This is a genomic window from Cloacibacterium sp. (assembly GCF_047601505.1).
Taxonomy (GTDB): Bacteria; Bacteroidota; Bacteroidia; order Flavobacteriales; family Weeksellaceae; genus Cloacibacterium.
In genome coordinates, this window is record NZ_JASGJD010000001.1 from 137,267 (window position 1) to 163,065 (window position 25,799).

18 protein-coding genes are annotated in these 25,799 nt (G+C 32.5%); 11 read left to right on the forward strand and 7 right to left on the reverse strand.

Features of this window, described 5'->3' with window-relative positions:
- Positions 1-19: 19 nt before the first annotated feature.
- Positions 20-1,609 (reverse strand): SusD/RagB family nutrient-binding outer membrane lipoprotein, encoded by a 1,590-nt coding sequence (locus QM746_RS00610; protein WP_414982439.1) that lies wholly within the window; start codon positions 1,607-1,609, stop codon positions 20-22.
- A gap of 11 nt (positions 1,610-1,620) precedes the next feature.
- A complete protein-coding gene (locus QM746_RS00615) occupies positions 1,621-4,638 on the reverse strand; it encodes a SusC/RagA family TonB-linked outer membrane protein (protein WP_414982440.1) in 3,018 nt (1,005 codons plus the stop codon).
- Positions 4,639-5,065: 427 nt separating this feature from the next.
- Between QM746_RS00615 and QM746_RS00620 the strand changes: the two genes are divergently transcribed.
- Positions 5,066-5,650: a ribonuclease HII gene (locus tag QM746_RS00620; RefSeq protein WP_414982441.1), complete on the forward strand. Its 585-nt coding sequence runs from the start codon at positions 5,066-5,068 to the stop codon at positions 5,648-5,650.
- A gap of 128 nt (positions 5,651-5,778) precedes the next feature.
- On the opposite strand, the gene yidC is transcribed toward QM746_RS00620, so the two are convergent.
- Positions 5,779-7,581 (reverse strand): membrane protein insertase YidC, encoded by a 1,803-nt coding sequence (gene yidC / locus QM746_RS00625; RefSeq protein ID WP_414982442.1) that lies wholly within the window; start codon positions 7,579-7,581, stop codon positions 5,779-5,781.
- Between the two features lie 140 nt (positions 7,582-7,721).
- Positions 7,722-9,329: a CTP synthase gene (locus tag QM746_RS00630; protein WP_414982443.1), complete on the reverse strand. Its 1,608-nt coding sequence runs from the start codon at positions 9,327-9,329 to the stop codon at positions 7,722-7,724.
- A gap of 191 nt (positions 9,330-9,520) precedes the next feature.
- Here QM746_RS00630 and QM746_RS00635 point away from each other — a divergent pair, with 191 nt between their 5' ends.
- From QM746_RS00635 to QM746_RS00645, 3 genes are all read left to right on the forward strand, one after another.
- Positions 9,521-12,301 carry a T9SS type A sorting domain-containing protein gene (locus QM746_RS00635; RefSeq protein ID WP_414982444.1) on the forward strand — a complete coding sequence of 927 codons (2,781 nt, stop codon included), beginning with the start codon at positions 9,521-9,523 and terminating at the stop codon, positions 12,299-12,301.
- 109 nt (positions 12,302-12,410) lie between these two features.
- Entirely contained in the window at positions 12,411-13,760 is a 1,350-nt protein-coding gene (gene radA / locus QM746_RS00640) for a DNA repair protein RadA (protein ID WP_414982445.1), read from the forward strand.
- Between the two features lie 78 nt (positions 13,761-13,838).
- Positions 13,839-14,420, forward strand: coding sequence for an ACP phosphodiesterase (locus QM746_RS00645; RefSeq protein ID WP_414982446.1), 582 nt, complete (start codon positions 13,839-13,841; stop codon positions 14,418-14,420).
- A 41-nt stretch (positions 14,421-14,461) separates the two neighbouring features.
- Here QM746_RS00645 and QM746_RS00650 read toward each other — a convergent pair whose 3' ends face one another.
- Complete coding sequence (locus QM746_RS00650) at positions 14,462-14,860, reverse strand: hypothetical protein (protein WP_414982447.1); 399 nt, start codon at positions 14,858-14,860, stop codon at positions 14,462-14,464.
- 4 nt (positions 14,861-14,864) lie between these two features.
- Complete coding sequence (locus QM746_RS00655; RefSeq protein WP_414982448.1) at positions 14,865-15,365, reverse strand: DUF6702 family protein; 501 nt, start codon at positions 15,363-15,365, stop codon at positions 14,865-14,867.
- Positions 15,366-15,429: 64 nt separating this feature from the next.
- Between QM746_RS00655 and QM746_RS00660 the strand changes: the two genes are divergently transcribed.
- The 4 genes from QM746_RS00660 to groL all read left to right on the forward strand — a co-directional run bounded on the left by QM746_RS00660 (position 15,430) and on the right by groL (position 20,711).
- The gene (locus QM746_RS00660) at positions 15,430-16,008 is read left to right on the forward strand and encodes a HupE/UreJ family protein (RefSeq protein WP_414985103.1); all 579 of its coding nucleotides are present in this window, start codon (positions 15,430-15,432) and stop codon (positions 16,006-16,008) included.
- A 124-nt stretch (positions 16,009-16,132) separates the two neighbouring features.
- Complete coding sequence (locus QM746_RS00665; RefSeq protein ID WP_414982449.1) at positions 16,133-18,505, forward strand: M1 family metallopeptidase; 2,373 nt, start codon at positions 16,133-16,135, stop codon at positions 18,503-18,505.
- 186 nt (positions 18,506-18,691) lie between these two features.
- Complete coding sequence (locus QM746_RS00670) at positions 18,692-18,970, forward strand: co-chaperone GroES (protein WP_213190461.1); 279 nt, start codon at positions 18,692-18,694, stop codon at positions 18,968-18,970.
- 112 nt (positions 18,971-19,082) lie between these two features.
- Complete coding sequence (gene groL / locus QM746_RS00675) at positions 19,083-20,711, forward strand: chaperonin GroEL (RefSeq protein ID WP_414982450.1); 1,629 nt, start codon at positions 19,083-19,085, stop codon at positions 20,709-20,711.
- A gap of 216 nt (positions 20,712-20,927) precedes the next feature.
- Here the strand turns inward: groL and QM746_RS00680 are convergent, their stop codons facing one another.
- Positions 20,928-21,278, reverse strand: a complete 351-nt coding sequence (locus QM746_RS00680) for a helix-turn-helix domain-containing protein (RefSeq protein WP_414982451.1) — start codon at positions 21,276-21,278, stop codon at positions 20,928-20,930.
- A 202-nt stretch (positions 21,279-21,480) separates the two neighbouring features.
- Between QM746_RS00680 and QM746_RS00685 the strand changes: the two genes are divergently transcribed.
- From QM746_RS00685 to QM746_RS00695, 3 genes are all read left to right on the forward strand, one after another.
- Positions 21,481-22,257, forward strand: coding sequence for a T9SS type A sorting domain-containing protein (locus tag QM746_RS00685; RefSeq protein ID WP_414982452.1), 777 nt, complete (start codon positions 21,481-21,483; stop codon positions 22,255-22,257).
- A gap of 18 nt (positions 22,258-22,275) precedes the next feature.
- Entirely contained in the window at positions 22,276-22,560 is a 285-nt protein-coding gene (locus QM746_RS00690) for a hypothetical protein (protein ID WP_414982453.1), read from the forward strand.
- Between the two features lie 93 nt (positions 22,561-22,653).
- Positions 22,654-25,791 (forward strand): UvrD-helicase domain-containing protein, encoded by a 3,138-nt coding sequence (locus QM746_RS00695; RefSeq protein ID WP_414982454.1) that lies wholly within the window; start codon positions 22,654-22,656, stop codon positions 25,789-25,791.
- Positions 25,792-25,799: the final 8 nt, after the last annotated feature.

Sequence of the window (25,799 nt, forward strand, 5' to 3'; positions counted from 1 at the left end):
TAATATAAATTACTAAACTTTACTTAATCCAAAATGGGGTGAATTCATTTTTCACAAAACACTGATCTGCAGTCATCTGAGGAACATTGGTTGCATTTGCTGCATACTCAGAAGTTGGATACATAAGTCTGTAAGGCTTATTTGGCTTTGCAGCTGTCTTTGCTAATGGAATATATGGATAACCAGTTCTATTATAATCAAAAAATACTTGAATTGGAGTTATCATACCTAAAGCTAACCATTTTTGAGTAATTATAGCTTCTATTTTTTCAATATCAGTTCCAATCCAACCCAACTTATTCACAGTATTAATTTTTGTGATATACTCCGTAGCCCCTGTAGCTCCTAAGTAAGCATATGATTGAATAATAGCTTTTTCAAATGTAGCTTTCCCATCATAACTTAAAATTGGATATCTAAGTGAAGCTTCAGATTTCAAAAGATTAATTTCAGTTGCACTCATTAAAGCACCCGCTCTAGAGCCTGCAGCAACTGCATTATCACGAGCTACCCCCCATGTCCCGCTTGTAAACCAGCCTGGGCCAAAAGATGAGATAGGTCTTTCAACTGTCATATCCGCTTCTCCCGGTCTAGCACCTTGTTTAACACCGATTACTCTATTCGATGTTACAGTAAACATTCTAGCTTTTCTACCATCTACTACACCATTAAATTTCTGATAAAAAGCATTCGTGTCATTTTTATCATTACTATTAAGGCAAATTGCTAAATGTCCTGATGCTGTATCCATTCTATACGATTGAGTTGTTGTCCCCGTAATACTAGAGTAAAATAAATTTGCAAATGGATTCATATTATCTGCGCTAGCTGTGCTATATCCAGGATTTACAGTAACATCTTCGTCAATTATTGTTTTACCAACCAAAGTCGCAATTTGTTGATCTCTAACTGTAGCCATATCACCTGTAACATTAGACATTCTAATTACCATTCTTAACTTAATAGCGTTAGCAAAAGCAATCCATTTATTTACATTTCCTTTAAAAACAACATCTTGATTGGAAGGGACAGTAATAGAACCATTTGAATTAGTGTCACTCAATGCTAAAATAGCTTGATCTAATTCGCCAAACATAGTTTTGTACACTTCTACATCTTTATCATACTTGGGTCTTAAATTAGTTTGCATCTTAAATGCCTCTTTATAAGGAACATCACCATATAAATCTACGATAGTTTGCATATAAAAAACTTTCATAATCCTAGCCATACCTCCATAATACTTATAAGCAGGATTAGCGTCAGATTTATCTATCACAAGTTGAATATTATTAACTCCTCTGTATGTACTATCCCACAAAGTAGCATAATAAGTATTATTCAGATTCATAGTAAATTCAGCATCATTACCATTACCATATAGGGCTGAGTTCGTTCCAATAAAGTTAGTATATAAAGCTCCTAGATTAACTAAATCTCTTGCGTGAACACGAAATGTATTTGTTATTGCACCGGGGAAAATACTTGGTGCTCCTACCAAACTTTCAGATGGTAAGTTAGGATTTTCATTGATATCCATATATTCATTACACGAACTCAATGACAATAATACACAAACTGCTGCTATTGATATTTTTTGTAGTTTCATTTTCATTTTTTTTAAAAAGTTGCTTTGATATTAAATCCAAATGCTCTAGTTGTTGGATACTGTGTCTGATTAGCATATCCTGCAGCATTACCAGTAGTACTTGCTGTTTCAGGATCAGCAAAGTTTCTATTTGTTTTGGCATATTGAATAAATGGGTTTCTAGCATATGCACCAAACGTAATAGAATTCACAAATGTGTTTGTTAACAATGATTTAGGAAGATCATATGAAAGTGAAATTTCTCTAATCTTGAAAAAAGTTGCATCTACTGCATAGTACTCTGAAATTGTTCTTGTAAACGGACCAAAATAAGAATTAGCTCCTTGATATGATGCATCATTTAAATACGGTGTTGTATTTACGACATAACTCCCATTAACCAATTGTACAGAATTTGGCACTACATAACCTTGTGATCTATCAAAATTCCCAGAATCTTCAGAATTCCCTGCAAATGCAAGAGTACTCTTAATTGGAGCAATAAATGTACCTCCTTTTCTCCATTCTGCTACTCCAGATAAAGTCAACCCTTTATATCTTATAGATGTTGAAAAATTCATAATAAAGTCAGGTGTTGTTCTTCCTAAATTTGTTAATTGACCTGTAAATAAAGGAACACCTTTATCACTCACAATAACTCTACCTTCTGGATCACGTTGAAAAACATTTCCTCCTTTAATCATTGCAAAATCCTCTCCTTTAACGGCATAAATTCCTATCCCTCCATAATCAGTAGTAGATAATAATGCAACTTGATTCAATCCATCAGCTAGTTCCAAAATTTTTGATCTACTCATAGCATACGACCCTTTCACATTCCACTGAAAATCAGCAGATTTAATAGGCACAACTCCTAAATCAACATCAAACCCTCTCATGCGCATCTTACCATAATTATTAGTTAAAGAACTTAATCCGGAACCACTTGACACAGTCGCAGTCGTAATCAAATCATCCGTACTAGTTTGATAAACAGACCCATCCAAAGTAATCCTATCATTAAAAAATCCTAGTGCCAAATTAGCCTCAATAGTTGAAATAAATTCAGGAGTAATACTACTAGATGTAGGAGTTGTATTGGTTATATATGATGGTAACCCCGTGAAAGGAAATCCAGTTGGGATATTCATAACAGGATTTATAGCATATGGACTTACAGATGAAGCGTTTCCAACTTTTGTATAGTTTCCTGAAATCTTCATATAATTCAATACATCACCTTGTAGTGATTTAAAAGCCTTTGTAGGAACAAAAGACACCCCTCCAGAATAGTATGAGTAACCTTTATCTTTAAATTTCCCTGTACCCGAGTCAGTTGTTCCAAAAACAGAAGTTTGATCAAATCTATAAGTTGCATTTAAAAATAAATAATCTCTAAAAGCTAAATCTGCGTTTAAAAAAGCAGAAACTATTCTTGAATTTGTAGTAAAATTATCTAAGTTTGCACTTCCTGGTGCGTCTACTTTCAATACATTTTTAATATGATACCAACCTGGAATATCTAATCCAACACCTCCAACAGAAACTATATTATACTGCAAATCTTGAATATTGTTACCTATGTTAAATTTTAAATTCAAATCATCACTTAAATCATAATTAAAATTTAACATTAAATCTCCATAATAATTTCTCCTTTTAGATAAACTTTGATAATAATTAGAATCAACATTTGACAATCCAGCATATGCACCCGTTTGACCATTCAAAAATGGCACCTCTGGCGTAACATATTTCCTAGTAAGAACATCTCCATCATTATGCCTATCAGAATTAATAGAAGTTAATGCTAGATTTCCTGTATACGTAATATTAATATTCTTATTAAAATCATACTTCAAAGAAAGAATTCCACTAAAATAGTCAGAATAATTATTACTCCTTACATGTTCAATTGACCAAAATGGGTTTGTAGCATAAGAGGTACCATAGCCATCTCTTCCACTATTCTTGAAAAGCCTAACATTTGAACTTGTCGGATTTTGTATAAAGTTATAATAAATAGAACTGTTTGAAGCATCAGTCTGGTTAATTACCTGATTTATATATTGGATATTGCCATCTATATGAAACTTACCAAAAGTTTTACCAGCTTTAAAGTTAAAACTATTTCTTTTCATTTTATCTCCAAGAATAACAAAGCTATTATCTTGTCTATTTAATGACAAAGAAGCATAAGCATCTGGACTACCAGCATTAATACTTAAACCGTTCTGAAACAAAACGCCTTTATAGAATAATTTACCATACATATCATCAAGTGGAGCATATTTTTCCATAATAAATGTATTATCTTTTTGCGGCAGTCCCGAAGGTAAAAATTTACCTCCAATAGCAGGATTAGAAAAAGCTGGTCCCCAAGATGTATTTTCCCAAGGAACATAATAAGTACCATCCAAAGATTCTGAAGTCCAAGAATCATCTACAGCTCCTTTTCCATATCTCTTTTGATAAAGTGGCAACTTATAAGCTTCTGTAATCTCAGTAGAATTAGTAAAGGTTATTTGCATCCTTTCGCCTCTAGCTCCTTTTTTAGTTGTTACAATAATAACACCATTGACTCCTTGAGCTCCATACAAGGCAGCTCCTTGAAGACCTTTTACAACATTCACACTTTCAACTGACTCAGGTGGTAACTGTTGGAAAATATTAGCATTAGAAATAACATTATCTATTACAATTAATGCTTGATTATCACCCGTAATGGTTTTCACCCCCCTTAATACAATTCTGTTATTTGGATTAACAGAAGAGTTTGTTTGAGTAATTTGCAATCCAGATACCTTAGCAGATAAACTTCCTAATAAATCAGGCGCTGAAGCAGCGGTCAACTCTTTAGCCCCAACTATTTGTTGCGCAGATACTACTGCATCAACTTTCTTTTTAATACCAAGTGCGCCGGTAACAATCACCTCACCAATCTCTTTAGTCCCAGCTGTATCTACCTTCATTTTGCTCTTTTGTGCATACGACACAGTAAAAGAAGCAGTAAGAACAACAGCTAAAACGCTTTTTGTTAGTTTCTTCATATCAAATTAAATTTTTCAATGGTCAAATATGCAAAACTTTATTAAATTAAACAATAGTTTAGTTAAAAAAATGTTAAAAATAATTTAAAACGTTTTTTTTGTTCAATATTTGTTAAAATACATTGTTTTCATGTGATTTTAATCATAATCAACATGCAATTTTATCAATTCAAAAACAGCAAAAAACAAACACACTCAAAATATTAAGCCTTTTTTTATAAAAAACAAGCAAGCAAGAGGGGGTAATTCATTTTTTTAACCCTTTAAAGATAAACACATCCGTTTTAACACACCCCTTTCAATATTTTACAGGAAATTATAAAATACATAGATTTTTATAAATTTGCCCTTTGATTTCATTCACTTTACAAAAAACATATTTTAACGGAAGGTTAAATTCAAAAATTATATTAAATTTCTTTAACAAATGACATTAATTAAGTCTTGGTCTAACCAATACATAGAAGCAGGATGCGACGAAGTAGGCAGAGGCTGTCTTTGTGGCCCTGTTGTTGCAGCTGCTGTAATTTTAGATGCTAATTTCGACCAAAAACTAATCAACGATTCTAAAAAACTGAGTTTCAAAACCAGATTAGAATTAGACTCATATATAAAAGATAATGTTATTGATTTTGGCATAGCAGAGCTTTCGCCAGAGTTTATAGACCAACACAACATTCTTAATGCAAGTATTCATGCTATGCACAGAGCGTTAGACCAATTAAAAACCAGACCTGAACTTATTTTGGTTGACGGAAACAAATTCCATCCTTATAATTATATACCCCATCAATGTGTTATAAAAGGAGATTCTAAAATTCTTTCTATTGCTGCGGCTTCTATTTTAGCAAAAAATTATCGAGACCAATTGATGATTCAACTACATGAAGAATTCCCAGAATATGGATGGAACAAAAATATGGGCTACGCCACGAAAACACACCGAGAAGCCTTAAAAAAATATGGCCCTACAAAATTCCACAGAAAATCTTTTCGACTAGAATATGATTGACAGTTGATGGTTGATGGAAAAAAATTATAATAGACTACAAATTCTCCATTCATCATCAACAAACTCAAAATATTTCACAAAAAAAATCGGACAAGAAATTCTTATCCGATTTTTTATGCTTCTAATGTTTATTTTTTTCTTTTTTGCGATTCTTGCAATTTTTGTTGCTCTTGCGCTTTCTCCATCATTTCTCTCATTCGTTTTTGGAACTTGCCTTCAGGTTTTGGACCTTTTGCTTTATTCTGTTGAATCATCGCATGAATTTTCTTTTCATCTAAAATCCAATTTTTAATTGCCAAAATAATTAAAATATTTAAAGCATTCGACACAAAATAATACCAAGAAAGACCAGAAGGAGCCGTATTTAAGAAGAAGAAGAATGTAACTGGGAAAATATACATCATCACTTTCATATTTGGCATGCCTTCTTGTTGAGGCTGCTGCATATTACCCGATGTCATGATAGTGTAAATCAAAATAACAATGGTACACGCAATAGCAAAAATACTTAAGTGCTCTCCTATTAAAGGAATATTGAATGGTAATTTAATTAAATCGTCATAAGCAGTAAGGTCTTTTACAAACCAAAAACTCTTTCCTCTAAGGTCTATCATATTCGGGAAGAATCGGAATAATGCATAGAAAATTGGAATCTGAACCAATGCTGGCAAACATCCCGCCATCTGATTAATTCCGGCTTTTCTATAAATTTCCATGGTAGCTTGTTGCTTTTTAAGCGGGTCAGCATTTTTGAATTTTTCGTTTGCTTCTTCAATTTCTGGCTTCACCACTTTCATCATCGCACTTAATTTGTGCTGTTTGTACATTACTGGCGAAAGAACCAACTTGGTAACAATAGTCATTAAGAAAATTACCCAACCAGCAGCCATTCCCCAATCTGTAAGCCAATTATAAACAGGAACAAAGAACCATCTATTTAATGTACCAATAAAACTCCAACCAAGAGGAAGAATGGTATCAAATTCTTTTCCTTCGTATGATTTTAGCAATGGTAAATCTAAAGGCATAAAATACCATTTAAAATTCTGATTTAATTCATTACCCGCAAGTTTTACTTGTCCGTCAAAATTAAATTTCTTTAAAAACTCTCCTTCTTTTATAGATTCTTGAGTTCCTTTTGCATTAACAAAACCTGTAGAAGTTTCGATAACAGAAGTGAAAAACTGTTGTTTTACACCTAACCAATTAAGCGTTTCTTTTGGCTCTTCAAAACCATTGGTGTCATAATCTGCATCTTTATAATTATTAAAAGCATAATTAAATTCGGAATGAGTTTGTTCCTGAGAACGCCCTTTTTCCATTCCTCTTACAGAATAATTCCAATTGAAATCTGCTTTATCATCTGCTATTAAACTAGAAAGACCTTGCGTTTTTACATTAAAATCAATAGTGTATTTATCTAATAATGTATAAATGTACTGAATGGTGGCTCCAGAAATTTGAGCCGTCATTGTCACAGAATTACCTTCAACATTCGGAACAAATACTAAATCTTTGGTATTAAAAACCTTTCCCGTTTTATCTTTAAATTGAAAACCGTAACTAGAATTATTTTTATTGAATAGATAAAGTGGCAAATCATGTTTGTCTGATTTTTTATCATAAGCAGAATACTTATTTAATTTTGCAGAAGAGATTTGACCACCTAAAGAAGAGAACTCTACTGTTAACAATTCATTTTTCAGTGTTACATTTTTTACAGCCGCTGCATTAACAGGCGCAGACAAATTAGCTGCTACAGTAGGTTTAGTTGAACTTGCTTTTTGCTCTGTTTTGGCTTTTTGCTCAGTAATTTTAGCTTCTTCTGCCTGTTTATTTTGAAAATAATACATAAAAGCCATCATTACTGCCGATAGCACAAAAAGGCTAATGAGTTGCTTCTTATCTAATCCGTTGTTTTGTTGCATCATATCGATTGAACTTTAAAATCTGAGATTACAATTCTCAAATATTATTCCTATTTATTTTAGCTGACAAAAATAGGAAATTTTTGCCAAAATGTCGTTTTTTATTATTTACAAAAAAAGCTCCCAAAATAAGGAGCTTCTATTTATTTTTTAGAACTTGCTTTTACCAGAGCCAAGAACAACGGGTGCGGCGTTGCCACCGTACTTTTATATTCTGGATGATACTGCACACCAACATAAAACGGATGATTTTTCATCTCTATTGTTTCTACCAATTTGGTGTCTGGGTTTATACCAGATGCTTGCATTCCGTTACTTTCAAAATCTTCTAAGAAATCACTATTGAATTCATAGCGGTGTCTGTGTCTTTCGGTAATATTTCTATTTCCGTAAATTTCTAGAAGTTTTGTATTGGGTTTTAATTGACATTTCCAAGCTCCCAATCTCATGGTACCACCTTTTTCGATAATGTTTTTTTGTTCTTCCATTAAAGAAATTACAGGATGTTTTGTTGTAAGATCGAATTCTGAAGAATTAGCATCTCGGAAACCTAAAACATTTCTAGCAAATTCAATCGTCATAATTTGCATACCAAGACAAATTCCCAAAAGTGGAACTTTATTTTCTCTAGCAAATTTAGCAGCGAGAATTTTTCCTTCGATACCTCTATCTCCAAATCCTGGCGCAATAAGCATCCCATCTATTCCTTTGAAATTTTCGTCAAGATTAGATTCGGTAAGGTCTCCGCTGTAAATCCATCTGATTTTCACTTCAGTTTCCTGAGCAGCACCAGCATGGATAAAAGCTTCTACAATAGATTTATAAGAATCTTGCAAAGAAACATACTTCCCTACTAAAGCTATTTCTACTTTTTTCTTCGGATTTTTATATTTTTTGAGGAAATTTTTCCAATCCTTCAAATCAGATTCTTGATTAACTGGCAACGCCAATTCTTTTAGAACTACCTCATCAAATTTTTGTTTTTGCAATTCTAAAGGAACTTGATAGATGGTTTCTACATCCATACTTTCGATAACATTCTCAAATGGAACGTTACAGAACTGAGCCAATTTAGATTTTACATCTTTAGGAATTTTGTGTTCGGATCTACAAACCAAGACATCTGCCATAATGCCAGATTCCATCAACATTCTTACAGAGTGCTGAGAAGGTTTTGTTTTCAACTCACCACTCGCAGAAAGATAAGGCAACAAAGTAAGATGAATAACCATAGAATTGTTCTCTCCCAACTCCCATTTCAATTGTCTTACACTTTCTATGTAAGGAAGAGACTCTATATCTCCTACCGTACCACCAATTTCTGTGATGATAATATCATAATCTTTGTTTCCAAGAATTTTGATTCTGCGTTTTATCTCGTTGGTAATATGAGGAATTACTTGTACTGTTTTCCCAAGAAAATCTCCTCTTCTTTCTTTTTCTATTACCGTTTGGTAAATCCTTCCAGTGGTAACATTATTATTTTGTGAAGTGGGAGAATCTAGAAATCTTTCATAATGTCCTAAGTCCAAATCCGTTTCTGCGCCGTCTTCGGTAACGTAACACTCTCCATGTTCATAAGGGTTAAGTGTTCCTGGGTCAATATTAATATACGGATCTAGCTTTTGTATGGTAACTTTAAAGCCACGTGATTTTAGGAGAAGGCCAAGAGATGCAGAAACAATGCCTTTTCCCAAAGATGAAGTAACACCTCCTGTTACAAAGATGTACTTGGTATTCTTTTTACTCATTAGATTTAGGTTTGTGCAAAGTTAGGGGATTTTACATAAAGTCCCAAAAAACAAAATTTATCTTTAAGAAAATAATTTCTATTGACAATACTTTTTGAAAAAAAACAGCAAAAAATACGTAAAATGCATTAGTCTCAATTGAAAAAAAATCATTTACTTTTGTCTTAACACAAACTAACTATACACAAGTGATGAAAACTAATTTCTACACCATAGTATTCGTACTATTGGTGAATCTACTATATTCTCAGAATATTGGAGATTACAAAACCATTGCATCTGGCAACTGGGCAGACTATACTAAATGGCAGATTTACACTGCATCTGGTTGGACAGCCGCAACGCAATTCCCTGGACAAACATCTGGAAATTATTCCGTTTCAATAGAAGACGGACATACTATTACTGTAGGAACTTATGGAAACGGAAACAACACTCCTTCTTCTACCTCTATTTACAACATTGGCGATTTAATTGTAAAAGGTCAACTTACCTTAAACATCAATCTTGAACTCAACAACACTAGCTATTTATTATTAGATGCTGGCACCGTTGCTTGGAATCAAAATAATGTCTATCTCAAACTTAAAGCCGACGCAGAAGTAAGCATAATCAATACTGGTTCTGGAAATTGTAATAACGGAAGTGGAATTAACGGATATGGCTTAGTAGGCGCAAGTTGTTCTAATCAAAATTCCTTAATTATTGGAAATCTCACCTATAGTAACTGCGCAGGAAGCGGAAACGCAGTTGCAGGCGACTTCTGCGACGTAAACCAATCTGGAGGTACTATTAACGCAACACCTACCTCATCACCAAGCAGTTTGTGCTATAATTCTTCACAAAATAATTTCGTAACATTAACAGCACCAGCAAACTCAAACATAACTTTAACGAAAACTTATACTTGGTATCTTGATAGTGCACCAACTAATTTTTCGGGATTTTCAACCCAAAACACTCAATCTTTAACAGTGAACAATCTTATTCCCGGAAATTATACTTTCAGACTCAAAATATCAATAACAAAATCTGGAAACACCTATACTTCAGAAGGCACAGTTAACGTAACCGTTTATCAACCTATCTCACCTGGTACAATTAATAGTTTAAACATTTGCAGTAAATACAATACTGGAAACACTCTTACATTGTCAGGATATTTTGGAACCATCGTAAAATGGCAATCTTCTACTTTAAGCGACTTCTCTAGTAATGTAACCGATATTGCAAACACACAGAATACATTATTATTACCAGATAAACTTACTACAGAAATGTATTATAGAGCCGTTTTGTCAAATGGCAATTGTTCTGGATTTTCAGCGGTAGCTTCAGTAAAATCCCCTTCTACAACTTACAATGGAACTTGGAGTAACGGAGCACCAGACGCAACAAAAAAAGTTACATTTACAAATAACTTTACGCTTTCTAGCGACATTACTGCTTGTTCTGTAGAGATACAAAACAATGCTCAAATCGTAATTCCAACTGGTAAAAAATTCACTATAACCGGCGAATTGGAACTTACATCTGGAACTATGACTGTTGAGTCTGATGCAAATCTTGTTCAAATAAATAATAACGCTCAAAACATTGGCAACATTACCGTAAAACGTAAAGCAACTTTAAAACGCTTAGATTACAACTATTGGGGAGCACCGGTAAGTGAACAAAATGTAAAAAACTTTTCACCAAATACTTTAGACACTAGATTCTATGTTTATAATGAAAGTAATGACTATTTTGATGGTTTATTCATAAAAAATTCATATCCAAATAACACTCTAAGTATAACAAACATTGAAGATAAAAACACATACACTTTCACAAAAGGAAAAGGGTACGCAATAAGAGCACCAAACAACTATACCACATCCAATACAACTAGTGATTGGACATTTGTTGGCATTCCTAATAACGGAATTGTTACACTTCCTATTCAAAGAAACGGAAATGGTTTTAATCTTATTGGAAACCCTTTTCCTTCCAATATTAGTTTTAGTCAATTTTACAGTGCTAATTCTTCAATAATAGAGCCAATTGCTTATTTCTGGACTAATGTAAATCCTAATCCACCAATAATGCAAGGCTCAAGCTACGACGGAGCAAACTATGCTATAAGAAATTTAACTGGAGGAGTTGGAGCTGTAAACTCCACCATCGTTCCTACTGACGAAATAGTTGTAGGACAAGGCTTTATTATCAAAAAAACAAATACAGGTAATGCAAACATTACATTTAATAATAGCATGAGAACATCTAGCAAAGGAACTTTTTTCAATGCAAGAACAGCTTCTACAGATAATAAAATATGGCTAAAACTTACAACGCCTGCTAAAAATTTCAACACCTTATTAATTGGATATGTAAAAGGAGCCACCAATGGTTTAGACAGAGGTTATGATTCAGAACAAATCGCAAAATCTTCCGACATGTTTTATTCTGTTATTGACAATAAAAATCTTGTAATACAAGGCAGAAACAACTCTTTCACCAATAATGATATAGTAACTTTAGGTGCTACATTTTTTGAAAAAGGAAACTACGAAATCTCCATTTCTCAAGTTGAGGGAATTTTCAATGGAAGTCAAGCGGTTTATCTTCGAGATAAAACTTTAAACAAAACAATAAATCTTTCACAAGAAAACTATCAGTTTTATGCTGATGCGGGAGATGTAAAAAATCGTTTCGAAATAGTTTACAAGCCAGATGCTACTTTAGCAACATCAAACATTGTTAAAAACGAAGAAATTACAATCTACGAATCTGATGGGAAAATTTTCTTAGAAAACAAATCAGAAAAATTCAAAAAAATAGAAATTTTCGACGCAGCTGGAAAGCTAATTTACACCTTTACACCAAACACCAATTTATTCAGTATTGAAAAATCTGATTTAAACAAAGGCTTATTCATATTTAATACATCTAGCAATAGCAAAACAACATCTAAAAAATTCGTAGTAAAATAAGCCTTTCTCCCGAAATTAACTTTTCGGGAGTTTTTTCTTCTCACACACAAATAAAACATAGAACACAAATTTTTGTAAATTGCAACTTTAATTATCAATAAAAATATTTGTGGCAAAAATAAAAACTGCATATTACTGTCAGAACTGTGGTTCCCAATATTCTCAATGGCACGGACAATGCAAAAACTGTGGAGAATGGAATACTTTAGTAGAAGAAATTGTAGAAAAAAAATCTTCTCATTATGATATTCTGGGAAGCGGAAAACAAAAAATCATCAACATTACAGAGGTAGAAACTGGCACAGAACAACGTCTGAAAACCATTAGCGAAGAACTAAACCGAGTTTTGGGAGGCGGGCTTGTTCTCGGTTCTGTGATTTTAATTGGTGGAGAACCTGGCATTGGCAAATCTACTCTTTTACTACAATTGGCATTGAAAATGAAGAAGAAAATCCTCTACGTTTCTGGTGAAGAAAGCGCTTCTCAAATTAAAATGCGCGCAGATAGATTAACAGATATCCAAAATCCACATTGTTTTCTCTACACCGAAACATCTGTTGAAAAAATTTTGAAAGAAGCCAAAAATCTGCAACCAGACGTTATGATTGTAGATTCTATTCAAACGCTACAATCTCAATTAATAGAAAGTTCGCCTGGAACTATTTCTCAGATTAGAGAATGTTCTAACGAATTGATAAAATTTGCCAAAGAAAACAGCATTCCTGTAATTTTGGTGGGTCATATAACGAAAGACGGACAAATCGCTGGTCCAAAAGTTCTAGAACACATGGTAGATGTGGTTCTAAATTTCGATGGAGACCGAAATCACCTTTTCCGATTGCTTAGAGCACAAAAAAACCGTTTCGGGTCTACACAAGAAATCGGGATTTACGAGATGGTAACTCAAGGTTTAAAAGAAATAAAAAATCCTTCCGAAATTCTCATTACCAAAAAATACGAAGAACTTTCTGGCAATGCTGTTGCCGTAACTTTAGAAGGAAACAGACCTATGTTGCTAGAAATTCAGGCTTTGGTTTCTAGCGCAGTTTATGGGACACCTCAACGAAGTTCTACTGGTTTTGATGCCAAAAGATTAAATATGCTTTTGGCTGTTTTAGAAAAACGTGCAGGTTTTATGTTGGGAGCAAAAGATGTTTTTCTCAACATTACTGGTGGAATAAAAACAGATGATCCGGCATTAGATTTAGCTGTAATTGCAGCAATTTTGAGTAGTAACGAAGATTTGGCAATTTCGGAGAAATACTGTTTTGCAGGAGAAATTGGCTTAAGCGGAGAAATAAGACCTGTGCCACAAATAGAACAGCGCATCTCAGAAGCAGAAAAGCTTGGCTATGATAAAATTTTCGTTTCTAAGCAAAATAAAATCCCAAAAAAGAACTTTGGAATACAAATTGAAGGAGTAAACAAGATAGAAGAATTTCACGAGAAGATTTTTTAAAAAAACCTAGCTCTAATCGTAGATTTTTCTTAATTTTAAACAGATATTAAGTTATTTCCTTCTTTAAAATCTAAAGTTATGAATTACCTTGCCCACACATTTCTTTCTTATACAGACGAACAGATTGTAGGAAACATTATAGGTGATTTTATCAAAAATAAAAACAAAGAAAATTTGCCCGAAGGCATACAGCAAGGCATCACACTTCACCGTGCAATAGATGCTTTTACGGATGTTCACCCGAAAGTTTCTGAAGCAAAAAAAGTTTTCCAACCTATAGTGAGATTATATTCTGGTGCTTTTGTAGATGTAACTTTTGATTATTTTTTAGCCAATGACACTTCTATAAAATCTGATAAAGAATGGAGAGATTTCTCTTGTCATGTTTATGAAGTTTTAGATAAATATGAAGAAATTTTGCCCGAAACTTTCAGAAAAATTCTTCCCAGAATGCAAAAAGACAATTGGCTCTACAATTACCGCTTCGACTGGGGCATGGAATATAGCCTCACTAATGTAATGAACAAAGCAAAATATCTAAACAACACCGTTCCTGTTTACGGATTTTTCCAATACAATAAAGATGTTTTAAGAAAATGCTACGAAGAATTTTTTCCAGAATTAAAAGATTTTTGTGATAAATTCAATGAGAATCTTTAAAATCCTGTTTAAATTTTATTGCTGAAAATTTAAACAGTAAGCTATTTTTTCACTTCTAAAATGAGATAAGGAAACTGAAAATCTGCCAAAACGAAATAAAATTTTCCGTTTTTATTTTCTACAAAAAATTTCATCACTTTATCTTTTCCTTTGCTGATGGAGACAATACTTTCAGATTGTAAATCCCAAGTTCCGTTTTTTACCGCCATTTCTGGAGAAGGAAAATTAAAATCTACAGAATTATTATTCTTGAAAACAAAGTTAGATTTCAAAAACATTTTTTTTAGCATTTCCATTTTAGATTTTTGTTCTAATGTTGAATTTTTCTTATTAAAACTTACATTTTCTACACGCCAAATCCCCACCAAATAAGCTTTGGAAATTTGAGCATAAAAAAACGTTCCTAGAAAAATCAATAAAAATGCTGATATTTTTCTCATACTTTTAAAACATTTGGTACAAATATCTATCCGGATAATTTAATTTACTACTTTTACGGTTTCCGTTTACGATAATGTGCACAATATTCATTTGGTCATCGTACAAATTATAGAGCAAACTTACAGCGGTTTCTACTTTTTTGGGAGCTTCGGTAACTTCTGATTCTAAATAAATATTTACCGCTTCTTTATCTTCTTCGTAACCCAAATAATTAATTTTTAGAAATTTATTATTATTTTTCAATTTAAAATATTCCGAAAAATAATTTCCTAGAGCTTTATTAATTGCATCTTTACTTTTTTCATCTCCAAAATGCAAAGATTGATTGTACTTTTTATTGAGTGCACTTTCCAAATCATCTAAAAAAAGCCTAGCAGAAACTTCGAAAGTTTTGGTTTTAGAATTATAATTAACCTCCACAGAACCAACATGATACGGATGCAAATCTTTTGCAGAAGACAAAAGAAAAAAGAACATCCCGAAAAGCAAAAAAAACTTCTTCATAATTAAAACATTTCAATTTTCGTTCCGAAATTAATCATTATTTTCGTATTTTATTTTAAAAATGATGACAGATTTTCTTTTTTATTTACAATTAGGCTGGGAACATATTATTTCGATTGATGCATTAGACCATCAACTTTTCATTTTAGCATTGGTAGCAATTTTCAGTTTTCAAGATTTAAAAAAGGTACTTATTTTAGTTACTGCTTTCACACTAGGACACTCTTTCACGTTAGCTTTAAGTGCTTTTGACATCATTAGATTCCCAAGCAATTGGGTGGAATTTTTAATCCCTTGTACCATTGTTTTCACCGCCTTAGATAACATTATTTTTTCTAAAAACGAAGACAAATTAATAAAACTCAATTATTTTCTGGCTTTAATTTTCGGATTAATCCACGGAATGGGGTTTGCCAACTCCGTAAGAATGATGCTTGCAAAAGAGCAAAGCATTGTAATACCGCTTCTTGGCTTTAATGTTGGTTTAGAAATTGGTCAAATTGCAGTTGTTATTATTGTACTGAGTATTTTCTACATCCTTTCTACATTTTTAAAATTAAAGAAAAAGCATTGGGTAATGTTAGTTTCAGCGCCAATTTTAATCTTTTCTATCAAGATGGCTTTAGAAAGAATACCCGTTTAGTCCTATTATAAACAAATAAAATAACTACAACCCCTATATTTTTTAAGTAAAAGTTTAAAAAAATTGATTTTTTCTGTAACAAATATCTATATTTGTTGACAAATCTGAAAAAATTAATTTGATAATGAAAAGGAGTCTAAGCATTTTTATGTTTTTATGCTCTCTTGCGAGCATTTCCGCTCAAAACATTCAAAACAACCCTGGCAGCAACCACGGGAACAAATTTGAACAATTGGGCACCATTTTACCAACCCCTAATAATTACAGAACAGCATCTGGTGCACCTGGCCACGAATATTGGCAACAGCGTGCAGACTATGACATTTCTGCTTATTTGGACGAAGACAAACTAAACCTAAAAGGTTCTGAAACGATTACTTACTATAACAATTCCCCAGACGAACTAGATTACATTTGGTTACAATTAGATGAAAATCAGCAATCTTCTGTAAAAAATGCGGGATATGACAATAGTTCATCTTTACTAAAGCAAACTTCTAGCACTCGTTTATCTGCCTCTGAATTACCTGCAAAAGACAATGGCTATGGCGTGAATCTAGACAAAGTAACAGACGAAAATGGCAAACCGCTTTCTTATGTGGTAAACAAAACCATGATGAGAATAGATTTACCTAAAAAATTAAAAAAAGGAGAAACTTTCAAATTTAAAATTGATTGGAATTACAATATTTCTGACCGCATGAAAATGGGAGGAAGAGGTGGTTATGAATTCTTTCCAGAAGAAGGAAATTATCTTTTCACCATGACGCAATGGTATCCTAGACTTTGTGTTTACTCAGATTTCCAAGGATGGCAAAATCACCAATTTACAGGAAGAGGAGAATTTGCCCTTACTTTTGGTAATTTCAAAGTAAAAATGAATGTTCCTGCAGACCATGTAGTTGCCGGAACCGGTGTTGGAAAAAACTATGCAGAAGTGCTTACTCCAGAACAATTTGCAAGATGGCAAAAAGCTCAAAACGCTTCCGAACCAGTAGAAATTGTGACTTTAGACGAAGCTAAAAAAGCAGAAAAAACAAAATCTAAAAATAGAAAAACTTGGGTTTTCGAAGCTGAAAACGTAAGAGATTTCGCTTGGACTTCTTCTAGAAAATATGTTTGGGATGCAATGCCACAAGTAATTGCTGAAAACAACAATAAAGTAATGGCAATGAGTTTCTATCCTAAAGAATCTTATGGACTTTACAGAAAATATTCTACTAAAGCCGTTGCTCATACTATTAAAACATATTCTGACTTTACAATTCCTTATCCTTATCCAGTTGCTCAATCTGTAGAAGCTGCAAACGGCATGGAATATCCAATGATTTGTTTCAACTACGGAAGAACCGAAAAAGATGGAACTTATTCTGAAGGCACTAAAAACGGAATGTTAGGGGTAATCATCCACGAAGTTGGTCATAATTTTTTCCCAATGATTATTAATTCAGACGAAAGACAATGGTCTTGGATGGACGAAGGACTTAATACTTTTGTAGAATATCTTACAGAAGAACTTTGGGACAACAAATTTCCTTCAAAAAGAGGTCCTGCACATACTATTGTAGATTACATGAAACTTCCAAAAGACCAATTGGAACCAATAATGTCTAATTCTGAAAACATTATTCAATTTGGACCAAATGCTTACTCTAAACCAGCAACAGGACTTAATATTTTGAGAGAAACCATTATGGGAAGAGAGCTTTTTGACAAAGCTTTTAAAACCTATGCAAAAAGATGGGCTTTCAAACATCCTGAACCTGCAGATTTATTTAGAACAATGGAAGATGCAAGTGGCGAAGATTTAGATTGGTTCTGGAGAGGTTGGTTCTACAGTACAGATCCTGTTGATATTGCAATTGACAAAGTAACCGTAGCAACACCAGATTTTGACGGCAAAGCAACTCCTAGAGAATTTAAATATAAAGTAGAAAAACCTGCTGTTAACGATTTTGAAGATATTTCTAAAATTAGAAACCGAGAAGATAAAAAAATCACTTTCTATACAGACAAAGATACTTCTACTCAAGATTTTTACTGGAGATATGACAGAGGTTTAGAAAATGTAGACACTACTAAAGAATACACAATTAAAGGTGACGCCGCAGAAAATTTAACTGAAAAAGAAAGAGCAAATTTCAAAAATCTAACTGGTTATCAAATAGATTTCTCTAACAAAGGAGGTTTGGTAATGCCTCTTATTCTAGAATTCACTTTCGAAGACGGCTCTAAATTAAACGATAAAATCTCTGCTCAAATTTGGAGAAAAAACGAAAAATCTGTTTCTAAAACTTATTTCTTCGACAAAAAATTAAAGTCTATTCAACTAGACCCAATGAAAGAAACTGCTGACATTGATACTTCTAACAACTTCTGGGGAACATTCTCAGAACCCACCAAGTTCCAAGTATTCAAAGACAGACAACAGCAACGTGCAAGAGGTGTTTCGCCAGGAATGGTAAATCCAATGCAAGCTGCAGGAAAGAAAAATTAATACCAAAATAATTGATTAAATAATACGCCACTCAAAGTTTTTTGAGTGGTTTTTTTCTGCCAAAATTTCACATCAACTGTCAGAATTCTGCCAAATTAACTTTCAATTTTTAATTTTTAATTTTCAATTGCTATTGGCACAAAATTGGGGAATTCCATCACAGAAAATTTAAAAATAATTATACATATGTCAGTAAATTTTAAACCATTAGCAGACAGAGTTTTAGTAGAACCTGTACAAGCAGAAACTAAGACTGCATCGGGAATCATTATCCCTGATACCGCAAAAGAAAAACCACAAGAAGGAACTGTAGTTGCAGTAGGAAATGGAAAACCAGACGAACCAATGACAGTAAAAGTTGGCGACAGAGTTCTTTACGGTAAATATGCCGGTTCTGAATTGAAACTAGACGGTAAAGATTATTTAATTGTAAGAGAATCTGATTTATTAGGAATTCTTGGATAATTTACCTGTACATTGTACAAAGTAAAATGTACAATGTATTTATAAAAATTTCATAAAAATAACTCTGTACTTTGTACATTCTACATAGTACATTAATACAATCTAAAAAATTATGGCAAAAGAAATAAAATTCGATATTGAATCTAGAGACGCTCTTAAAAGAGGTGTTGATGCATTAGCTAATGCAGTAAAAGTAACTTTAGGACCAAAAGGTAGAAACGTAGTAATCGAGAAAGCTTTCGGTGCTCCTCACGTAACCAAAGACGGTGTGTCTGTAGCGAAAGAAATAGAGCTAGAAGACAAAGTAGAAAACATGGGCGCTCAAATGGTGAAAGAAGTTGCTTCTAAAACCAATGATATTGCTGGAGACGGTACTACTACCGCTACAGTTTTGGCTCAGGCTATCGTAAGAGAAGGTCTTAAAAACGTTGCAGCTGGTGCAAATCCTATGGATTTGAAAAGAGGAATCGACAAAGCAGTAACTGCTGTTGTAGAAAATCTTAAATCTCAATCTCAATCTGTAGGTGATTCTGCTGAAAAAATTAAACAAGTAGCTTCTATTTCCGCAAATAACGACGAAACTATCGGAACTTTAATTTCTGAAGCTTTCTCTAAAGTTGGTAAAGAAGGTGTAATTACCGTAGAAGAAGCAAAAGGAACTGATACTACAGTAGATGTAGTAGAAGGTATGCAATTCGATAGAGGTTACCAATCTCCATATTTCGTTACCAATGCAGAAAAAATGGTGGCAGAATTAGACAATCCTTTTATTCTTTTAGTTGAGAAAAAAATCTCTTCAATGAAAGAATTATTGCCAGTTTTAGAACCAGTTGCTCAGCAAGGAAAAGCGCTTCTTATTATTTCTGAAGAAGTAGAAGGTGAAGCTTTAGCAACTTTAGTTGTAAACAAATTAAGAGGTTCTCTTAAAATTGCAGCAGTAAAAGCTCCAGGTTTTGGAGACAGAAGAAAAGCAATGTTAGAAGATATTGCCATCTTAACTGGTGGACAAGTTGTTTCTGAAGAAAGAGGCTTCAACATGGACAATGTTACCATTGACATGCTAGGAAGAGCAGAAAAAGTAACCATTGATAAAGACAATACAACCATCGTAAATGGAGCTGGTAACGAAGAAGAAATTAAAGGTAGAGTTTCTCAAATTAAAGCTCAAATGGAATCTACAACTTCAGATTACGACAGAGAAAAATTGCAAGAAAGATTAGCTAAACTAGCTGGTGGAGTTGCTGTTCTTTATGTAGGTGCTGCTTCTGAAGTAGAAATGAAAGAGAAAAAAGACAGAGTTGACGATGCGCTTCACGCAACAAGAGCTGCTGTAGAAGAAGGAATCGTTGCTGGTGGTGGAGTTGCTTTAGTAAGAGCAATTGCTGCACTAGACAATCTTTCTGGAGCTAACCAAGATGAATTTACAGGTATCAAAATCGTAAAAAGAGCGATTGAAGAACCTCTAAGACAAATCGTTGCAAATGCAGGTGGTGAAGGTTCTGTAATCGTAGCTAAAGTAGCAGAAGGAAGTGGAGATTTCGGTTATAATGCAAAAACTGACGAGTATGTAAATATGCTAGAAGCTGGTATTATAGACCCTACTAAAGTAACCAGAGTTGCCTTAGAAAACGCTGCTTCTGTATCAGGAATGTTATTAACTACAGAATGTGTAATCACAGAAGTACCAAAACCTGAAAGCGCAATGCCACCAATGGGAGGAGGAATGCCAGGAATGATGTAAAAAAGCAGGAAGTGCAAAATCGGAAGATGGAAGACTCGAAAATCGTCATTGCGAGGAAGGAGTACAACGACTGACGAAGCAATCCGCTTATAAATTATATTAAATCCGTTCAATTTTTTTGAGCGGATTTTTTTCGTTCCGTAGGAACGTAATGTGTGTAGAAAAAACAGCAAAAAAAGGCGTTCCGTAGGAACGCTATGTTAAAAAATATAAATTCTATTTTACAAATTTATCAAGAAGATTTTTTAAATATTTATTTTCTTCTTCCAGTTTTTTAATTCTCAATTCGTATTGCTCTATTAATTTTTCAGATAGGTTATTAACTACAAAACCATTATTAACTCCTGAATTATTTTGATAAAAAGACATATTCTCACCTGAAAGAAACTCTAAAATACTTGTTTCTAAAATTTTAGATATTTCTTCTATTTGGCTAAAATCTGGTTTTGTCTTATTATTCTCAAAATTAGAATATGTTTTTTGCGAAATCTGTAAAACTTCTGCCATATATTCTTGTGAAAAGTTTTTTGTAAGTCTTGCTTGTTTCAGTTTTTCTCCTAAACTCATTTCTAAATATTTTACTCAAATGTAAAAATATTTTTTGGAATTAGTAATTTTTTTCTTGTATTAGTAATATTAATATCAATTTTTGCTTTTAATAGCGGTACTTTTGAAAAAAAACTAATGTATAACAAACAAAAATTCTGACATTACGGTTTCCCGTATTTTTAATCAAAACATCTTATATAACTTTACAAAAAATTTTAAAATGAAAAAAAATCTATTATCTTTATTGCTTTCAACTATTATCACTAGTTATGCATTTGGGCAAATTACACTTGAAAAAACTTATCCTTCCGAGAATCTCCAAGTTTTTACAAATAATGCTGAAACTTATTATTATACTGTTGGTTGGAATCTTTCCACAATAAAAATTTACAATTCAGACTACTCTCTGAAGAAACAGTTCACTCCAACAATTCCTGTGGGATATGAAATGGTAATAAGAGCGTATGATAATTTCTTTCTTTCAAAGAATCTATTTAATTTTGATAATTTGTTGGAAATAGTCGTTGCTTTTGCCAAATATGATACTACTATTAATGAATTTACATATAAAATAATAATATATAATGAAGATGGGCAAATAGTGAAAGATTTTGGTGATGGCTACAATTTAGAAAATGAATTTGATTTTCATATTTATCATGACAGTAACGCAAATAAAAACAAATTAAGACTTTTTAATCTAGCAACTAACTCAACAGAAATTTATAATCTTTCAACCAATTCCTTAACAACAAAAGAAATTACATATAAAAATAAACTTTCGGCTTTTCCTATTCCTACAAATAAAAATTTAAATATTATAAATCCAAATAATGGTAATAATAATTTACAAGTTTATGATCAAAATGGCAAAATAGTCTTAAATAAATCTTTCATGAACTCTGAAAAAATAATTTCTTTAGACGTTGAGTTTCTTCCTAAAGGTATTTATATTTATAAAATAGGAAACATTAATTCTAAATTTTTTAAAAATTAAACAAAAAAAAACAAAATTATGAAACCAGAATTAGTTAAACCTGGTAACTTTGAATTAGTAGAAGTTGTTTATGATAACGGTGAATTTTCAATTGCTTATGGTAGATTTTATGGTGGTGAAATGTGCATTGCTGTTAGATGGAATGGAGAAGATGATGCTGATGCAGGATACCCAAAGACATTTGGAAATCCAATGTGGATGATTGTACACAATGATTTGAAAATTCCTTTTCTAAAATCAATATTCGGAAATGAATTTTCTAAAAATGATAAAATTCTTAAAATTTTCACTAGTGAAATTTAGTGGCTACTAATATTTCCACAAACAATAACTGAATTCCGTTCAAAAAAATTGAACGGATTTTTTATTTCCAAAAAAATTCAAGAAATTAGTAAAATGAAACCATACATCGCCATCAATGCTTCTGCCGGTTCTGGTAAAACATACACTTTGGTACAAAGAGTGTTGATGATTTGCCTTGAAAATCCATATCAAAAAGACGCTATTCGTCATATTTTGGCATTGACGTTTACCAATAAAGCAGCCAATGAAATGAAGGAGAGAATTCTTTCTTGGCTCAAAGAATTTACACAAGAAAACTATGCCGAAAACGATAAATTGCTCGGAATTCAGCAGAAATTTGAGGAACAAGGCAAGAAAATTACACTTGATGATTTGCATCAACGTTCGCAAAAAGTGCTAGATTACATTTTGCACAACTACTCTACTTTAAATATTGGTACGATTGATAAATTCAACACAAAATTGGTGAGAAGTTTTTCTTATGAATTAGGTTTGGCGCAGAATTTTAACTTAGAAATTCAACCAGAACCATTCTTAATTGAAGCGGTTGACCAAATGCTCAATAAAATTGGAGAAGATGAACAAATTTCTGAAGCTTTTTTAGATTTTGTCAATTATAGCCTCGACCAAAATGAACGTGTCAACATCAATAAAACGCTACTCGATTCTGCTAAAGAATTTGTAAACGACAAGCATTATCATTGGCTCGAAGAAAATAAAGATTTCGATTGGAAAGCTTACGAAAACACCAAAAATAACATCAGAACAGAGATTAAAGAGCTGAAAGAAAATTCTAAAAAAATTGCTCAAGATTCTTTAGATTTAATTAAAAACAACGGATTAGAAATCGAAGATTTTGCCAATGGTAAAAACGGAATTGGCGGTTTTTTCAATAGAATTATAGAAAAATCTGAACCTTTGCTCTACGAAACAGAAGCCGAAGAAAACAAAAAACTCGAAAGTTATCAAAAAGGAGCTTCTGCAAAAGGTAAAAAGAAAGAATCTGAAATTTTCGGAATTCTAGAAACTTTAATTGAAAATCGCAGAAAAATCATTCAAAATTACATTCTCGGAGAAAAAAAAGAGAAAATTTTACGAGCATTGCTTCCGTTGAAAGTCAACAAAGAAATTCAAGACCAATTGCAACAAATTGAAGACGAAAACGATTTAATTTTACTATCAAAATTCAATGTTCTCATCAACGAGAATCTTCGCAACGAGCCTTCTGCATTCATTTATGAAAAAGTAGGAACGCAATTTCAACATTACTTTTTTGATGAATTTCAAGATACTTCTGCATTACAATGGATGAATTTTCTTCCACTTCGAGACCACAACATTGCAACCGAAAACAGTAGTTTTACGTTGGTTGGAGACCCAAAACAAAGCATTTACAGATTCCGTGGTGGAAATGCAGAAATAATGCTCGACATTATCAATAAAAAGGAAGTTGCTCCCATTGAAGTAGAAATAGAAACGCTTCAACAAAACTTTAGAAGTGCCAAAAATATTGTAAAATTCAACAATGAATTGTATCATTTTTACGGAAATTTTCTTAACGAAGAACACGCAAAATTATTTGGAAAAGATGCAGAACAAACTGCTTTTTCTGGAAAAGAAGGCAGAGTGAAAGTCCATTTTTTAGAAAATGATTTAAAGGAAACATATTACCAAGAATGTGCAGAAAAAATGCAGCAAGATTTGCAAGAGTGCATCAATAACGATTTTGAATTTAGCGACATTACCATTCTTTGCAGAGGAAACAAAGATATTTTCAATTTTTCTAAATTGTTGGGAAATCTAAAGGTGAATTACAAAGGCAAAGAAACCTACATTAAAACAATTTCGGAAAAAGGTTTAACATTGGAACTTTCGGGGACGATTCGAGCTTTAATTCAGTTTTTGTATTGGGAAACTTTTCCTAAAAACAGAAGATTTTTGGTAAAAATGATGTACGAATTAGAAAAATCTGGCAGAATAACAATGCAAGATTTTTCGGTGGAAATGAAACAAATTTTAGACCTCGAAAGCAAAAAAGACATCGAAAATTTCATCAAAGAAAAATATGAAGTTGCTCTAAAACAAGAAGATTTTCCGCATCTTAATTTGTACAATTTTATAGAATATTACATCCACGAATTTTCGGTAAAAGATAAAGAAACCGATTTTTTGCTCAATTTTTTAGAATTGCTCTACAATTATACGCAAAATGCTGGTGCAACTTTGAAAGATTTCCTCAATTTCTGGGAAGAAGAAGGCAAAAATACGAGCATTCAAGCTTCTGAAAATATTGATGCTATTCAATTGATGACCATTCACAAAGCGAAAGGTTTAGAATTTCCTATTGTTTTTCTACCGATGGAAAATGCACATTATGATAATAAAATTCAAGATTGGTTTTCTTTAGAAAATAACGAAGAACTGAAATCTGTAAATGTTAATGGTTTCGACAAAAAACTGCAAACTTATGACAAAGAAATTTCTGAATTTAATGAAGAAAATACGTACAAAAATTTCATCGACAGATTGTGTTTGCAATATGTTGCCACAACCAGACCTGTAGAACAATTGTTTCTTTATGTTCAAAAACCTGGAATCGACAGTAAAACTGGTGTAGAAAAACCATCAAAAATAGAAATTTATGATTTCTTGAAAACTAAAAATTTAGAAAATTTAGATTGTTTTGATATTTTTAAAATCGATGAAAATTCATTAAAAAAGCAAAGCAAAAAAGAGGAAAAACAACACATTTCTCAACAGATTACATCTCTCACTCAAAAGCACGAAAAATCTGCAAACATTACGATTGCTACACCTTCTAAAAATTATCAGGAAAGAAATGAAAAGGTGAGAAAAGGAATTTTCACCCACGAGATTTTGTCAAAAATTAATGATAAAAGTGATATTGAAAAAGTGTTGAAATCTTATCTTTTAGAAGGATTAATCACCGAAACTGAAAAGTCTGAAATTGCCGATAGAATTTTTGAAATTATAGAAAAACACCCAAAATATTTCACTGAAAATCAAGAAGTTTTAAGCGAAAGAGAATTGTTAATTGAAGGAAAAACCTACAGACCAGACCGAATGGTAAAAATAGATGACGCTTGGTTTATTATTGATTTTAAAACAGGTGAACCTTCTGAAAAACATCAAAAACAAATTGATTTATACCAAAAAACAATGGAAAATTTGGGTAAAAAAATAGGTGGTTCGGAATTGATTTATTTGTAACTTCGTAA